This is a genomic window from Antarcticimicrobium sediminis (assembly GCF_004348975.1).
Classification (GTDB): Bacteria; Pseudomonadota; Alphaproteobacteria; order Rhodobacterales; family Rhodobacteraceae; genus Antarcticimicrobium; species Antarcticimicrobium sediminis.
In genome coordinates, this window is sequence record NZ_SMFP01000010.1 from 1 (window position 1) to 14,486 (window position 14,486).

Consider the following 14,486-nt stretch of genomic DNA (forward strand, 5'->3'; position numbering starts at 1 on the left):
GGGCGCTTGAGCAATTTGAAGGCTCCGCGCCCGGCGCGCTTGCCCAGGGCGACGAACCCCGCTACCAAAATCCAACCTGCAGACTCTCGTTATGAACGAGGGACCAGCGGGGGGCAGGTCACGTTGAAACTGCACCTTTCTGCTACCAGGTGAAACTCGTTCGAGCTTGAAAATGTAACAACTCAATCTCTTCATAGGAAAAACTGGCCTGATCGGTACCGTCTACGACTTTTGTCTGCGGCACCCGGCCTACAGAGCCAATTCTGGGATTAATCCTGAGACAGCGCCGTCCTGACCGGTCAAGGGCGGCGTGCCGACGGTCCCTTGCCTTCGCTCTGCTGCCGCTCATTACCGTCGCAGAGAACGACCGCTTCCCGCCTAGGCGACCGGCCGGTCGCGACCGGCCCATACCGGCCATTCACCGGTCGTGCCGACGCCGCAGCGCAGCTTCACGAGACCGGCCATTCGTGCATCTTGCAGCATCCGAGCAGGGGCGAAGGTCAGGAAGGCGGACAAAGTTACCTCCTAATTACCAATCAGATGTCGATACTCTCAGGTCTAATGGTGTCGCCAACGCTAATTTTTCCTCCTTGAATAATTGAGCAGTTCAAACCCGAGCGATGCAAAAGAATATCGTTAACTGACTTCCGTGTAACCAAATCTAAATATCGACATGGCGTGTTCAGACGACCACCTTCCAACAAGACGTGGCCAACCCAAAACCTCTTACCCACAAGGTGGTTAAGCGGTACATTCTCTGTGGTAAGGTTCCTGCGGTGCTCTTCTGGAGCAAGGTCTATGCCGTGATCGCGTTTTAACGCTGTAAGCGTTTCTATTTCGATCAAAGTCACCTCTCGAATGTCAGGGAAAGGAGAGTATTTTCCTGTACCAAGAGCATAGCGATCCCCTTCGATACCTAAGCCCTGAAGTAGTTGCGCAGATTGTTGGGCGATCATGGGCTCCCGCATGGCGCGTGTTGTATGAATATATAAAAGTCTGCCTTGCCACATTTGAAAGCCTCAACATTATTTATTTTCGATCCCGGAACGGTCAGGATGTCCTGTCTTTCTGTCTCCGGAGTTCCGGCCCCCATGTGTGAGAACTCCTATGCACAGCGCGACGTGCTCGATATGGTCGCGTGAAATAAAGCTATAGGTCTCCGACAGACCCGGGGCGATTCAAGATGCTGTGCGGATTGCACCGACCAGTGGGCTGACGCGTATCGCCGGATTCCGCATCAGTCAAATCGCTTGGAAAGCGCTTTGTCGTGCGCCTATGCTGCGCACGGGCGAGTTTGGTCCAGGGCATCGTGATCTCCGATTTTTTGCAACCAAACAGAATCACAACCTGCTGAATTCATTCAACCCTTTTCTTATCAGACACTCAGGCTCCGAATAGCGCCAACGTCAGCGCGGGGAAAACCGCGATCAACCCGACCACAACAATGGTAAGCGCGACAAAGGGTGTGATGTCGCGCACAATCTTCGTCATCGGAAGGCCCGAAATCGCCGCCGAAATATAGAGCCCCAACCCCACCGGTGGGGTCAACAGCCCGATGGCGAAGGTCATGCAGACGACGACGCCGAAATGGATCGGGCTCACGCCGTAGACCCCGGTCGCCACCGGCAGCAGGATCGGCACCAGGATGATCATCGCCGCGATCCCGTCGATAAAGGCGCCAACCAGAAGGCAGAAGGCGAAGACCAGCAGCATGAACAGGGTAGGGTCCGTGGTCATCATCTGCAGAGCGCCGGCGATGGCCTGCGGGACGTGGTAATAAGTCAGAACCCAACCGAAGACTTTCGCCGCCGCGATCAGGATCAGCACCAGGGCTGAGCCCTGCGCCGTGCGGCTCAGCATCTCCGGGAAGTCCCGCCATTTCAGGTCCCCGAAGACGAGGCCTCCGACGACGACGGCAATCGCCACGGCCAGCACGGCGGATTCGGTGGGCGTAACGATGCCAAAGGTGATGCCCAGCACGATCACCGCCGGAATGCTCAGTGCAGCCGAGGCTTCGAGCAGCACGCGCAGGGCCGAAACCTCGGGCCGCGCCGCCGCCGCCGCCTGCAGGGCTTCGATGTCGATGTCTCGCCGGGGCTGGCGGATCGTGATCAGCAGCGCGAGCCCCACGAAAAGCAGGATGCCGGGCAGGATGCCCGCAAGGAACATGTCCGCGACTGAGACCTGCGCGATCACGCCATATAGGATGAAGGGCATGGAGGGGGGGATGATCGGCCCCAGGATCCCCGCCGCGGCCGTCAGCGCCGCCGAGAAACCCTTGGGATAGCCGTCGCGCTCCATCTCGCCGACCATGGTCTTGGTCATGATCGCGATCTGCGCCGTGGCCGAGCCGACGATAGAGGCCAGCATCAGGTTGGCTGTCAGGCAGACATAGGCCAGTCCGTTGGGAACGCGGCCCAGCAACAGGCGGGCGGCGTCGATCAGCTTGCGGGTGATGCTGCCTGCGTTCATGATTTCACCGAGCAGGATGAAAAGCGGGATCGCCAGCAAGTCGAAGACTTCAAGGCCCGAGAACATTACCCCCGGCAGCACCGACAGCACGCGGAAATTGCTTTCGAACAGCATGAAGGCGAAGGTCGCGCCGATCAGCACGAAGGCGACCGGCATGGCCATGGCGATCAGGATCGCGAAACTCAACCCGGTTTTCATCAGGACACTCCAGTGGTGGGCGCGGTGGGTTCTGCTTCGCCGCGAACCAACCTCAGGGTTCCCAGCAAGGCGTGGACCAGCGTGTGAAAGGTCACGAGGGCGAAGAAGATCGCCATGATCGCGTAGAAGGGCCGCTTGGGCAGGCCCAGCGTCAGGGCAAGGTCGAAGGCGGTGCCGGGCGCGTTCAGCCAGGCGATGGTCGCGTCGAGCAGCGCGATGCACATCGCCGCCATCAGCAGGTTCACGACAACCTTCAAACCCTGTCGCAGCCGGGCGGGCAGTTTGTCGGTCAGGATCGTCAGCGCCACCATATCGCCCCGCGCGATCGATGCGGCGGCGGCCAGGTAGGTCATCCAGATCAGCATGTAGATCGCGGTTTCCTCGGCATAGAACAGCGGCGCGGAAAGGACGTATCGAAGCGTGACATTCACCAGAAGAAGCAGCGCGAAGCTTGCCACCAGTATCTGGCATACCAGAAGCTCAAGCCAGGCCAGCGCGCGGTTCACGCGGTCCACCTGCCGTCCGATTTGCGCGATCATTACCAAGGCTCATCTCCCTTCACTGGCATCGGGTGGGCGGCGCGACTCAGCGCACCGCCCTGGTTCTTGGCTTAGCGCCCGGTCTGCTCGCGCAGCGCCTGCAGAAGCGGCAACTCGCCGAACTGGGCCTCGTAGGCTTCATTGGCTGGCGCGAAGATCTCGCGGGCATTGTCGAGCCGGGTGATGGCGATTTCGCCTTCGAGCCGCGCAAGGTTCGCGGCCTCGGCCTCGACCTGAAGCGCATTGCCCCAAGCGAAGGATTCCTCGAAGACCTTGCTCAAGGCGGCCTGCTGCTCGGATGTCAGCGCGTTCCACGTGTTGTCCGACATGACCACGACACCCGGAAAGGCGATGTGATTGGTCAGGATCAGGTGTTCGGCCGCTTGTTGCATCGAGAAGCCGACGAGCGCGTCAAGATCGATATCCACCCCATCAAGCAAGCCCGAGCTGAGCGCCTGATAGACGTCGCCCAAGGCAACGGGGGTCGGCACTGCGCCCGCCGCGCGCCACCAGGTCAGGGCGGCAGGGAAGGGCAGAATGCGGACCTTCTGGCTGGCAAGGTCGGACAAAGCGGTCACGTCGCGGTCGGACATCAGGATGTGGCGCATCCCCGCGAAGATATAGCCCATGCCGCGCATGCCTTGCGGCTCGAGGCTGTCGAGCATCGCCTGCGCGGCCTCGGTATCGGCGGCCGCGATTGCCTCTGACACATCGGCGAAGGCGAAGGGGTCCTGCCAGGCCGCGAAATCGGGCGCACGCAGGCTCATCGTGCCGGCGGTCATGATGCCCATTTCCAGAACCCCGGCGCTGATCTGCTGGAGCATCTCGGCCTCGTTGCCGAGCTGGCCTGCGGGGAAGACCGAAACGGTGATCTCGCCCTCTGTCGCCTCGGCCACGCCTTCGGCGAAATGGTTGGCGAATTGCGTCCAGACGTGGGACGGTGGCGTCACCATCGCGAACCGCATTTCCTGCGACTGGGCAAGGGCAGGGGCCGCGCCGAGGGCCAGCAGACCCGCCGCCGCGGCGGCCTTGATATGCCTCAAGATTGTCATGTCGTTTTTCCTTCTCTGTTGGGTGTCAGTCTTTCGGATTCGCGTAGACCGGGCGCTCCAGCTCGAACATGTCGGGGGCGTGGGCATACCAGCCCGCGCCATGCATCCGCGCGATCAGGTTCAGCGCGGGCGCATCGACATGACCCCGCTCGGGGTTCAGAAGATAGGCATCGGCGATGTGAATCGCCTTGACCTCGCCGATCAGCAGACGCTGCGCGGGGCCGGTTTCCACCACCTGTTGCAACACGCATTCGATCGACACAGGCGCGCGCGCGATCCGGGGGGCGGAGACATGCACGCCAGGCAGGGTTTCGAGTTTCGCAACGTCGATCTCGCTCACCTCGGGTGGTGCGTTGATGCAGGTCACGTTCATCGCCTCGGCCAGCTCCCGGCTCACCAGGTTCACCACGAAGTCCCGCGCCGAAAGGATGTTGCGCGCGGTGTCCTTCAGGCTGCCGTCGGGCCGGTCCATGATTCCAAGCGCGACGACCGGGGGCGCATCGCCCATCACGTTGAAAAAGCTGTAGGGTGCGGCATTGATGATGCCCTCGGGCGAGACGCTGGTGACCCAGCCGATGGGGCGCGGCGTCACAGTCGCGGTCAGCAGCTTGTATCCCAGCGCTCGGGTTTCGGGCGTCAGATCATAGCGCATCGTCGCGCTCCCCCCAGGACGTCGCCGTCACTGCTTTCTGCGCAGCGGTATTCACGCGCAAGGCGAAGACATCGGGGCGGGCATAATGACCGGTCACATCGAAATCGAATTTACCCCGGGCCACCTGGACTGGGTCGACCTGGGCGTAGAGAATGGTTTCGCCGTCGAAATCCGGGCCCGCCACCACCTCGCCCAAGGGCGACACGATGGCCGATCCGCCGCGCATCATCACCGTGTCAGGCGCGTCGTCGAGCGCGCTTTCATGCGCCTCGCCATAGGCCGCACGGGTGATATGCTGGCAGGCAGTCAGCACGTAGCAGCGCCCTTCGAGCGCGATGTGCCGCATTGTGGGCAGCCACGTGTCACGGTCATCCGCCGTAGGCGCGCAGTAAAGCGTGACGCCCTGGTCGTACATGTGCATCCGCAGCGCGGGCATGTAGTTTTCCCAGCAGATCACCGCGCCCACGACGCCCAGATCGGTCGTCACGGCCTCAAGCGTCGAGCCGTCGCCGAAGCCCCAGATCAGCCTTTCGCCCGCAGTCGGCATGAGCTTGCGATGCTTGCCGACAATCCCCTTCGCCCCATCAATGTAGAGCACCGTGCAGTACAGCGTCGCGCCGCCACGTTCGATGATGCCCACTACCGCGACCACCCCCGTCTCGGCGCAGGCCTCAAGCAGCGGGTCGAGCGCGTCGCCCGTCAGATCCACCGAGGCCGCGTAGTACCGCGCGAAGGCATCACGGCCCTCGGGCTTGCGCATGCCGATCGGCGCGCCAAAGCTGGCACCCTTGGGATAGCCACCGATCACCGCCTCGGGGAAGAGGATGAGCCGCGCGTCTTCGGCGGCGGCTTTGCGCACCGTCTCGGCCACCTTGCGAATGCTCGCCCCGGTATCCGTGGGGTCCGAGGCGATCTGCGCCACGGCCACCTTGAAGGGGGCTGGTCCCGTCACGCTCATGGTGTGATCTCCTTGATCGCTTCGGCCATCGCTCGCGTCAACGCCCCGTCGGGGTCGGCGAGCGTGCCGGTGATGTCGAAATGATTGAAAGTAGGCATCTCGATGCGCCGCACCCCATGCCCGCGCGCGGCGAGCACGGTTTCGAACCGCGCGGTCTGATCCCGGAAGGCGTCGGTCTCCTGACCCCCGACCGATAGCATGATCGGTGCGTCAGACGGAGCCGGCAGCCCGTGGATCGGCGACAGGTTCCGCGCGTTTTCGGGGTCGAGGTCGAGCCATCCGTTCACCTTGGTGCGCAAGAGCGGCGCGAGGTCGTAGAGCCCGCTCAGCGCCATCACCGCCCCCAGTCGACCGGCTTCAAGACCGGCGTCTTCGTGCCATCCTGTCGGCAGCGTCATCACCGCCAGATGTCCGCCCGCGGACGAGCCGCTGACATGGATCCGACGGGTATCGAGGCCATGGGACGCGCCGTTTCGGGCGAGCCAGACGACGGCTTGTCGCACCTGCCGCACGATCTCGGACAAAGGCGCGTCAGGAGACAGGGAATAATCCATCACCGCCACCGCGACCCCGTGCGCCACCAGCCCCGGCGCGGCAAAGCCGTTATCAGCCTTGTTCCCCGCCCGCCAGTAACCGCCATGGATCCACAGCATGACCGGTCGGTCCGGCGCCGCCCCGTACAGATCAAGAGTCATGCCCGAGGCGTCGTCGTAAACCAGATCGCGCTCGACGGGGATGTCGCGCCGCGCCGCTTCGCTCAACGCGACGAGTGCTGCATATTCCGCCTCGAACGACGCGACCGAGCCGCGCGCGTCATAGGCGCGATCCAGCGCCGGGTCGAATGTGGGTCCGCTTGCGGAGCTCATCTCACGACTCCGACGGCGTACTGTCGACGACCGGATGGCGCAGGGTGCCCACCCCCTCGACACAGGCCACGATCACGTCGCCCGGCCACATCCATTCCTGCGGATCGCGGCCCGCGCCCACGCCTGCAGGCGTGCCCGTGGCGATGATGTCGCCGGGTTCCAGCGTGATACCCCGGCTGATGTCCGCGATCAGCTCATCGACCTTGAACAGCATCTTCGCGGTGTTCGAACGCTGCTTTTCCACGCCGTTCACCGTCAGCCACAGGTCCAGCGCATGGGGATCGGGGATCTCGTCGGCGGTGACGATGCAAGGGCCAAAGGGCGCGTAGCTGTCCATGCCCTTGGAAAAGATCCACTGCCCGGCGCGGCGGTTGTCGCGGGCTGAAACGTCGATCATCACTGAATAGCCGAAGACATGCGACAGCGCCTCGGCCCGGCTCACCCGTTTCGCGCGAGTGCCGATGATGGCAGTTAGCTCGACCTCCCAGTCCAGCTGCTTGGTCATGCTGCTGTCGTGCAGGATCGGCTCGTTCGGCCCGATGACGCTGGTCGGGGGCTTGGAGAACACAACCGGCTCTCGCGGCAGGTCGGGGTTGGTGTCGAGCGTCTTTGCACTCTCGGCCACGTGCTCGGTATAGTTCAGCCCGATACCGAAGATGTTCTTGCGCGGCCGCGGGATCGGTGCCAGCAGCGTGACATTGGCCAGTGCCGTCGCGGTGCCGGCGGGTAGCGCCTCGCCCACGCTTGTCATCAGCGCGCGGAGCGCGTTCAAGCCCGCCTGACCGGCGTCGATCAGGCCCAGCATCGTGTCGGGCAGGCTTTGCCCCTGCGAGGCCGCCAACGCCGCCACGTCGATAACCTGATCCCCTTGGCACAGCCCCAGCCGCGCTGCGGCTTCGACGCCGTTACGATATGTTACGAGTTTCATTTGTCTTTCCTTGAAGTAAGTGCGTCAGAGGACGGCTGATGGCCGCCATTCTCGCCAAAAGCCTGTTCGCGATAGATGCCCAGTGAGCGCATCACCGGCAGATCATTGAGGCAGAACAGGCAGGCGTCTTCCCTGTCCGAGGCGTTGGCGTGTTCGTGCCAGGCCCAGGAGGGAACGCAGAAGATGTCGTGTTCTTTCCAGTCGAACCGCTGCCCGTTAATGATCGAATGACCTGATCCCTTGGTCACGTGGTACAAGTAGCTACCAGTGTGACGGTGCGCCTTGGTGTGTTCACCGGGGCGAAGCATTTGCATGGACGCGCCCAATGTCTTGGTTACGCTGCCACCGTCTACGGGGTTCACGTACTCCATCATCACGCCATCAAAGGGCGATCCATCAGTCGTGCTGGCATAGCGTGAAAGCGCTTCGTACGTCGGCGCCCATTCGTACTTGTACATCGGCGAATAAGGTTTCTGCCACTCGTCGCCAGAAGGAAGAAGACCGGGATTGCCCCAGGTCTTGGTCATGTCATCGACCTCGTAGCCGACGGCTTGCTGAAGTTCTGGATGAACCTCGTAGAAGTTCGCCTCAAGCGCGTTCATCAGTGGAATGTCCAGGCCGTCCTGCCAGATACAGGGGGTGCCATCCGCAGCAACGCCATGCTCATGCCAAGTGCCATTCGGAGTCAGCACGAAGTCATTCGCGCCCAAGTTCATCTTGTGGCCATCCACGACGGTATAGGCGCCGCTGCCTTCGATGATGAAACGGACCGCTGTCGCCGAATGCCGGTGGGCTGAGGCCGTCTCTCCCGGGTTCATGACCTGCAGCCCGGAATAAAGCCAGCCGACCGCTGCTGCGACATCAGTCCGACCGGGGTTGTTGAAATACACCACGCGCCTACCGGCCTTTTCGGGCGTCACCAAGTCGACGGAACGTAGGACATGCTCCCGAAGGCCAGCGTAGCGCCATATGACCGGTATCGAAGTCGATTTTGGTTCCCAAGGTTCAATCTTGTTGGCGACGGTCCAGAGGGCGCCTGCGTCCATGGCATCCAGTTCGTTGTAGTAAGCCAACAGCTCTGGCGTGTCCTCTACGTTGGCCCGCCCGGCCACGTCTTCGCGGTGGTTCTCTGGTTTCTTGCTCATGCGATCGCCCTCGAATCGTTGCGGTGGTCTCAAGCTAAGCGCATGCGTTTTCGGAAGGCAATCAAATTTTCGAAAATATATTCCCATTCCGAAAAACGTGTTGTGGCAGGGCATGCCAGAGCGTAAAAAGGGGGCGAAAAAAGGTGGAGTTTTCGCATGACCCTTTCCGATGACGCTCACGATTTGATCCGGCGGGACATTGTGAATGGCACGTTGGCTCCTGAAGAGCCGCTACGCATGGATGCGCTCAAGACACGCTACGGCATGGGTTTTTCGCCCCTGCGGGAAGCGTTAAATCGATTGCAGGCCGAACATATGGTGATTGCTGTACCTCAGCGCGGTTTCGCAGTTGCGCCGGTGTCGCCCGCATTGATGTGGGATGTGATCCGCACCCGCATCCATATCGAGACGCGAGCACTAGAGATCTCGATCATGCAGGGCGACGACGATTGGGAAGCGGCGGTCGTCTCTTCGTTGCACGGAATGCTGTTGCAGGCCCGCCGTTTGGCGGAGCAGGAGTGCCCAACCGAAGACGATTTTCGCTGTATGGAGGACCGCCATCGCCGGTTTCATCGGGCGCTGATCGATGCTTGCGGCTCAAACTGGCTACTGGACTTCGCGGCCAAGTTATATTTCAACTCTGAACGTTACCGCTTTGCTGCTCTGGCCGGATCCATTCGTGGCACTGTGGGTCGCAATGTGCAGGACGAGCATCGTCGGCTTGCCGATGCAGCCACCGCCCGGGACACGGCCCGTGCCACCGAGCTGTTGACCCATCATTACTTGGAAACCGGCCGCTACCTCGAAAGCGTTCTAGCGGTCCCTCAGTCGGAAAATACGGTGTCAGACTGACCACGCTACGCAGTGGTATCTCAAGACGTTTCTGAAGTGTGTTGGCAGGGATGGGCGGATGAAGTTCGTAGTTTTGTACGACGATATTTCTCAGCTAACCTGCAATGGGCGACATCTCTATGACCTTGATGCCATCTGGGGGGCGGTTACAGCATAAAGGTCCCTCGACAGAGGCCGCGTGCAGTTCACGATGACCACGGTGGCTTGCAACCTCGCAAGGTTGCCGTACCCCCTCGCAGCTTGACTGTGAAAGGGCCGCAGGGCCGGTGCATCAGCAAACAGCCCCAAACCTTGATGCAGGGAAACTTCTCCTTCTCAAGCGCCTTTTTCAGCGGCCTGCCGCAGGTTACTTTTTCGAGCGAGTACCCTGCACATGGATAAAGAAGCCGGTCACGCGGTCCGGGAAATGGCAAAACCATTCCTCGGAAGCATGACGCAGGCTGTTACATTACGAAAGTGCGGGGCAAGAAGGCCGCGCTGAAATTCTTAAGAGAAGGGATGCGTAAGCACGGCCGCCCCGAAGTGATCGTAACGGATAAGCTCCGATCCTACGGTGCGGCGCTGAAGCTGATAGGTGCAAGCCATCGCCAGGAAATCGAGCGGTGGTTAAATAATCGCGCGGAGAATTCGCACTTGCCTTTCCGACGACGAGAGCGGGCGATGTTGCGCTTCCGAAGGATGGGAAGTCTTCAGGAATTCGCTGCCGTCAACGCCTCGATTTACAACTTGTTCAATTCGGAGCGCAGCCTCTGCTCGCGATCAAATTTCAAGTTGAACCGCGCTGCAGCACTTGCCGAGTGGCGCGGTCTTTGTGCTGAATAAGGGGCAGTCATCCTACCCTTGCTGAGGCGAGTTGGAATAGGTCTGGCAGCCCCCCGTTTAGCCCCCCACTTGGGTTGCAAAGCGTTGCAACATCTCGCAACGCTAAGGGAGTTGCGCTGCGCAATAGATAAAGGGTTGGGCGCGCAATTTGCAACACTATGCTATTCGCAACAAACTCCATCTACCCGCTCCACAACCAGCCCCAACAGCCTTGATATTTAACGGAAGTAAATGACGCTGGCGAAACCAGCCCCCCTTGGCTGGCGGGCAGCCGGCGGCGCGCGCTGCCGGCGAATGTGGGTGTCGGAACCATCGACCAAGCGTTGCTGGGGTATTGTCAACGCGGTTTTCCACTCTGTGCCTCTATGGGCTTTCATCGCAGATTCTGATCGAGCTCGGGCCGAGCTTTTTATAGAATCTGGAACCGCTGGATGGCAATCTGAACCCGGTGGGCATGCTATTCATTGATAGCTCCGGGGCCAATGCCGTGCGTAACAACGCCGATCTGAACTGCGCCAGCGGGCGGTCGATATGGACCCTCGCTCGCGGCGGCGTGCGCGATATATTCAACTGAGTAATCGAAATCGGAGCCCAGATCATAGATCCCCGCCACGTCGATTTCGCCTCGGTCGAGAGCGCGTTTCGGGGATATCTGATCCGGTTCGAGCAAGGTTATCACGAAAAAACAGATCCGTTCACGCAGCTTGCTCGGCACATCGAAAATCTTGATCGGGCCAAAAGGCTCGAAACAGCCGAGATACAGCCCTCGACAGATTGCCAGAGCGATGCAGATATCGCTGAATATATGCGCAGCCACGGCATGACGCTCTATCTTCCGTCCTCAACCTACCGCATGGGCACGGATTCTGACGCCGTTGTTGGTCGCGCCACCTTGAAATTCAACGGTATTGAAGGGCTCTATGTCGCCGATGCCTCGGCCATTCCCGAGATGGTCTCAGACAACCTGAATACCACCGTGGTAACAATTGCCGAGCGTGGTGCCAGAGCGATCCTGACCGGCTTGGTCCTGTGCGGCCCGCCGGTTGATCCCGAGTGCCGCAACAGGCGGCACGAAAAAAAGCGCAGGGCGGACAGCCCTGCGTGCACAGAAACGAAATGCGTATGACCAACGAAGACCCGTGACATTCCAAGAGTAGGATTAAAAATGGCAAAGGACTGGCTAAGCAACGAGCTGACGACCACTGACAGCGCGACGGTTCAAGCGATCAACGATTTCAGCGAAGGGCTTCTGGCCTATGAGACCAAGGCCGGCAACGTAATCGCCGCCGCAGATGCAGATCCCGGCTCGGCCATGGCGAATGCCTATGCCGCGCTGGCTTTCTTGTTCGTCGAAAACCCCGACGCGGGTAAACTCGCGCGGCCTTATCTGGAGCGGGCAGAGGCCGCTGCATCGGGCGCCAACCGGCGCGAACAGATGAACATCGCCGCGGTGCGCGCCTGGGCCGACGGTGACGTGCCCAAGGCGATCCGCATCGGCAATGAAATCGCCGACGCGTTCGTGCATGATCTGCCGATGGTCAAAACCGTGCAGTATCACGAATTCAACCTCGGTAACGCGGCGGGGATGTTGCGGGTTGCCGAAAGGGTGGCCGAGGCCAACAGCGATCTCAGCCACATGTATGGGCTTTCGGCCTTTGCCTATGAACAGTGCCATCTTCTGGGCGATGCCGAGACCGCGGCGCGCAGGGCGATCGAGTTGAAACGCAAGGAGCCTTGGGCGCATCACGCGCTGGCCCATGTTCTGATCACCCAAGGTCGGATCGACGAAGGCGTCGACTTCCTCGAAGACGTGTCGCAAACATGGACCGATCTCAACAGCTTCATGCTGACCCACAACTGGTGGCATCTTTGCTTGAATTACATCAGCAAGGGGCGGTTCGACGACGTCCTGAAAGCCTATGACAGGCACATCTGGGGGATCGACAAGACCTATTCACAGGATCAGATCGGCGCCGTCTCGCTGTTGCTGCGGCTGGAGCTGGTGGGCGTCGACGTGGGTGACCGCTGGAACGACGTGGCGGAGCACATGAAAGGGCGGACCGCGGATTTCGTCCAGCCCTTCCTGACCATGCAGTATCTCTACGGTTTGGCCCGGGCGAAGGCACCGGAAGCCGATGCGATGATGGCGAACCTCAGGGGTTTTGTGGAAAATGCCCCCGATTTTGTACAGGATACCTGGGTCAACGTGGCCGTGCCCGCCTGCGAGGGGTTGCTCGCCCATGCCCGCGGCAATCACGAAGAGGTGGTGCGCAAGCTCGGATCAGCCATATCGCGTCTGTTCGAGATCGGCGGCAGCCATGCCCAGCGGGATCTTTTCGAACAGGTGCTGCTCGACAGCGTGATCCGCACGGGCCGCTATTCCACCGCCCAACAAATGTTGGAGATGCGTCGCGGCTATGAACCCTGCTCGGTGCCGAACAACGACAAGCTGGTCGAGGTCTATCAAAACCTCGGCCTGCCGCGTGAAGCGGCGCGGGCGCAGGCGCGGGTCACACGAGTGCTGGGCGAGGGGCATTGAGCCTGCGATAAAGGGAAAACGGACCTGTTTCCACATTGTGCCGTGGCATTGAGCCCGAGTTGAACCTGTTCAGCTCGGGCTCGAAGGCGGAATCAAGCCGTGACAGGTCCAGCTTGGCCAGATCATTCCCGGTGATCTATACCTCCTCCATAGTTAGATCCTCCCGGTCCTATCCGGAACATGACGGCACAAGTGCCATAGGGAGGGGCTACCCAGCCCATCATCAACGCCCATGTGTGGTATGCTAGGGCAGTTCGACTTTATCTTCCTGCAAATTGACAATTGTTGACAATCGACCTAACCGTACCTGGATGGAACTGTTGCGAAGGGAAGATACCATGACGGTCGGTCTAGGCGTGGCGACTGATGTCTCTAGGATACGGCATGCAGGTTGAGCCGAGCGATGTGATGGATTTCGGGGCGCTCGCCACTTGTTTCATCCCGATGAGCGAAGAGGTGGCCGCCGATCTGGCTGTGCGTCACTATGGGCTGTCGGGCGAAATCAGGCGCTTTGCGACCGAAAAGGACGATACGTTCCGGATCACCACTGCGGATGGCGCCGCCTATGTGCTGAAGATCGCCAATGCCGATGAAGACCGCACCGAACTGGATATGCAGGTCGCGCTAATCGCGCATCTGGCTGACTGTGCGGATCTTCCGGTGCCGAGCGTGTTTCCGGATCTGGCAGGGGCCCCGATCAGTGAGATGATCGACGCCGATGGCCAGACGCGCCTTGCCCGCCTGATTACCTATCTGCCCGGCACGGTGCTGGACACAACCGACAGTAGCGCTGCAGAGCGGGAGCGGATCGGAGAGGTCTTGGCGCGGCTGCGTCTGGCGTTGGCCAATTTTTCGCATCCCGGCGCCCATCGGGTCGTCGCTTGGGATGTGCGCCACCTGCCCGGGCTGACGGACCTGATGGAACATGTCGCCGACCCCGTTCAACGCGCCGCGCTGCAGGCCGGGCTGGATCGGTTCCTGCCGCTGATGTCGCGGATCGACGCGCTGCGCCGCCAAGTTCTGCACAATGACTTTAGCCGTTCCAATCTGATCGTCGATCATGCGCGGCCCGATTTCGTGACCGGCATCATCGACTTCGGTGATGCGGTGCATACGGCGATTGCGGTAGATGTGTCGACTGCATTGCTCAATCAGTTGCCGCGCGATGCAGCCGCGCGGGGGCGCGATGGAGATCTCTTTTCCGAGGGCCGCGATCTGCTGCGCGGCTATCTAGCCCATGCCGATCTGACGGAGGAGGAGCTGCGTCTGATCCCGCATCTGGTCATGGGCCGGGTGATCGGGCGGGCGCTGCTGTCGATCTGGCGTGCGGCGCTGTTGCCCGAGAATGCGACCTATATCCTGCGCAACACGGATCAGGGCTGGGCACAGCTTGACTGGTTCCTCGCGCGCAGTCCCGAGCAGGTTTCCGATCTGCTTTTCTGACATTTTATCTTTGGAGTATC

Annotated in this window: 14 protein-coding genes and 1 pseudogene; 5 read left to right on the forward strand and 10 right to left on the reverse strand. The window is 60.9% G+C overall.

The genetic code is table 11. The features are described 5' to 3' along the window. Nucleotides 1–536: 536 nt before the first annotated feature. The 9 genes from E1B25_RS14730 to E1B25_RS14775 form a co-directional block, all read right to left on the reverse strand. On the reverse strand, nucleotides 537–956 hold the full coding sequence (locus E1B25_RS14730; protein ID WP_206338554.1) for an MOSC domain-containing protein: 420 nt from the start codon (nucleotides 954–956) through the stop codon (nucleotides 537–539). Nucleotides 957–1,383: 427 nt separating this feature from the next. Then, entirely contained in the window at nucleotides 1,384–2,670 is a 1,287-nt protein-coding gene (locus tag E1B25_RS14740; RefSeq protein ID WP_132830288.1) for a TRAP transporter large permease, read from the reverse strand. Beyond that, nucleotides 2,670–3,209 carry a TRAP transporter small permease gene (locus E1B25_RS14745; RefSeq protein ID WP_132830289.1) on the reverse strand — a complete coding sequence of 180 codons (540 nt, stop codon included), beginning with the start codon at nucleotides 3,207–3,209 and terminating at the stop codon, nucleotides 2,670–2,672. The genes E1B25_RS14740 and E1B25_RS14745 overlap by 1 nt, the downstream gene beginning before the upstream one ends. A 71-nt stretch (nucleotides 3,210–3,280) precedes the next feature. After that, a complete protein-coding gene (locus tag E1B25_RS14750; protein ID WP_132830290.1) occupies nucleotides 3,281–4,261 on the reverse strand; it encodes a TRAP transporter substrate-binding protein in 981 nt (326 codons plus the stop codon). A 25-nt stretch (nucleotides 4,262–4,286) separates the two neighbouring features. Continuing rightward, entirely contained in the window at nucleotides 4,287–4,913 is a 627-nt protein-coding gene (locus E1B25_RS14755) for a flavin reductase family protein (protein WP_132830291.1), read from the reverse strand. Next, on the reverse strand, nucleotides 4,903–5,871 hold the full coding sequence (locus E1B25_RS14760; protein ID WP_132830292.1) for a carbon-nitrogen hydrolase family protein: 969 nt from the start codon (nucleotides 5,869–5,871) through the stop codon (nucleotides 4,903–4,905). Before E1B25_RS14760 ends, E1B25_RS14755 begins: the two co-directional genes overlap by 11 nt. Next, on the reverse strand, nucleotides 5,868–6,737 hold the full coding sequence (locus tag E1B25_RS14765; RefSeq protein WP_132830293.1) for an alpha/beta hydrolase: 870 nt from the start codon (nucleotides 6,735–6,737) through the stop codon (nucleotides 5,868–5,870). The genes E1B25_RS14760 and E1B25_RS14765 overlap by 4 nt, the downstream gene beginning before the upstream one ends. Nucleotide 6,738: 1 nt before the next feature. Then, on the reverse strand, nucleotides 6,739–7,665 hold the full coding sequence (locus E1B25_RS14770; RefSeq protein ID WP_132830294.1) for a fumarylacetoacetate hydrolase family protein: 927 nt from the start codon (nucleotides 7,663–7,665) through the stop codon (nucleotides 6,739–6,741). Further along, a complete protein-coding gene (locus E1B25_RS14775; RefSeq protein ID WP_132830295.1) occupies nucleotides 7,662–8,810 on the reverse strand; it encodes a cupin domain-containing protein in 1,149 nt (382 codons plus the stop codon). The genes E1B25_RS14770 and E1B25_RS14775 overlap by 4 nt, the downstream gene beginning before the upstream one ends. 156 nt (nucleotides 8,811–8,966) lie before the next feature. On the opposite strand from E1B25_RS14775, the gene E1B25_RS14780 reads away from it, so the two are divergent. Together E1B25_RS14780 and E1B25_RS14785 are read left to right on the forward strand one after the other, a co-directional pair. Next, on the forward strand, nucleotides 8,967–9,662 hold the full coding sequence (locus E1B25_RS14780) for a GntR family transcriptional regulator (RefSeq protein WP_132830296.1): 696 nt from the start codon (nucleotides 8,967–8,969) through the stop codon (nucleotides 9,660–9,662). Between the two features lie 444 nt (nucleotides 9,663–10,106). Beyond that, nucleotides 10,107–10,484 (forward strand): annotated as a pseudogene (locus E1B25_RS14785) (DDE-type integrase/transposase/recombinase); the annotation flags it as partial. Nucleotides 10,485–10,941: 457 nt separating this feature from the next. Here E1B25_RS14785 and E1B25_RS22565 read toward each other — a convergent pair. Then, the gene (locus E1B25_RS22565; RefSeq protein ID WP_245510726.1) at nucleotides 10,942–11,301 is read right to left on the reverse strand and encodes a type 2 periplasmic-binding domain-containing protein; all 360 of its coding nucleotides are present in this window, start codon (nucleotides 11,299–11,301) and stop codon (nucleotides 10,942–10,944) included. Here E1B25_RS22565 and E1B25_RS22570 point away from each other — a divergent pair. From E1B25_RS22570 to E1B25_RS14800, 3 genes are all read left to right on the forward strand, one after another. Next, the gene (locus tag E1B25_RS22570) at nucleotides 11,278–11,610 is read left to right on the forward strand and encodes a GMC oxidoreductase (RefSeq protein ID WP_245510732.1); all 333 of its coding nucleotides are present in this window, start codon (nucleotides 11,278–11,280) and stop codon (nucleotides 11,608–11,610) included. The genes E1B25_RS22565 and E1B25_RS22570 overlap by 24 nt on opposite strands. A gap of 39 nt (nucleotides 11,611–11,649) precedes the next feature. Beyond that, nucleotides 11,650–13,023 carry a tetratricopeptide repeat protein gene (locus E1B25_RS14795; protein WP_132830298.1) on the forward strand — a complete coding sequence of 458 codons (1,374 nt, stop codon included), beginning with the start codon at nucleotides 11,650–11,652 and terminating at the stop codon, nucleotides 13,021–13,023. A 384-nt stretch (nucleotides 13,024–13,407) separates the two neighbouring features. After that, the gene (locus E1B25_RS14800; RefSeq protein ID WP_206338555.1) at nucleotides 13,408–14,466 is read left to right on the forward strand and encodes a phosphotransferase; all 1,059 of its coding nucleotides are present in this window, start codon (nucleotides 13,408–13,410) and stop codon (nucleotides 14,464–14,466) included. The last annotated feature ends 20 nt before the right edge of the window (nucleotides 14,467–14,486 follow it).

Excerpts from the sequence above, each read along its gene's own strand:
- E1B25_RS14750 (WP_132830290.1), bottom strand. The coding sequence starts at position 4,261 with ATGACAATCTTGAGGCATATCAAGGCCGCCGCGGCGGCGGGTCTGCTG.
- E1B25_RS14775 (WP_132830295.1), bottom strand. The coding sequence starts at position 8,810 with ATGAGCAAGAAACCAGAGAACCACCGCGAAGACGTGGCCGGGCGGGCC.
- E1B25_RS14770 (WP_132830294.1), bottom strand. The coding sequence starts at position 7,665 with ATGAAACTCGTAACATATCGTAACGGCGTCGAAGCCGCAGCGCGGCTG.
- E1B25_RS14765 (WP_132830293.1), bottom strand. The coding sequence starts at position 6,737 with ATGAGCTCCGCAAGCGGACCCACATTCGACCCGGCGCTGGATCGCGCC.
- E1B25_RS14745 (WP_132830289.1), bottom strand. The coding sequence starts at position 3,209 with ATGATCGCGCAAATCGGACGGCAGGTGGACCGCGTGAACCGCGCGCTG.
- E1B25_RS14780 (WP_132830296.1), top strand. The coding sequence starts at position 8,967 with ATGACCCTTTCCGATGACGCTCACGATTTGATCCGGCGGGACATTGTG.
- E1B25_RS14795 (WP_132830298.1), top strand. The coding sequence starts at position 11,650 with ATGGCAAAGGACTGGCTAAGCAACGAGCTGACGACCACTGACAGCGCG.
- E1B25_RS14740 (WP_132830288.1), bottom strand. The coding sequence starts at position 2,670 with ATGAAAACCGGGTTGAGTTTCGCGATCCTGATCGCCATGGCCATGCCG.
- E1B25_RS14800 (WP_206338555.1), top strand. The coding sequence starts at position 13,408 with ATGCAGGTTGAGCCGAGCGATGTGATGGATTTCGGGGCGCTCGCCACT.
- E1B25_RS14730 (WP_206338554.1), bottom strand. The coding sequence starts at position 956 with ATGATCGCCCAACAATCTGCGCAACTACTTCAGGGCTTAGGTATCGAA.
- E1B25_RS14755 (WP_132830291.1), bottom strand. The coding sequence starts at position 4,913 with ATGCGCTATGATCTGACGCCCGAAACCCGAGCGCTGGGATACAAGCTG.
- E1B25_RS14760 (WP_132830292.1), bottom strand. The coding sequence starts at position 5,871 with ATGAGCGTGACGGGACCAGCCCCCTTCAAGGTGGCCGTGGCGCAGATC.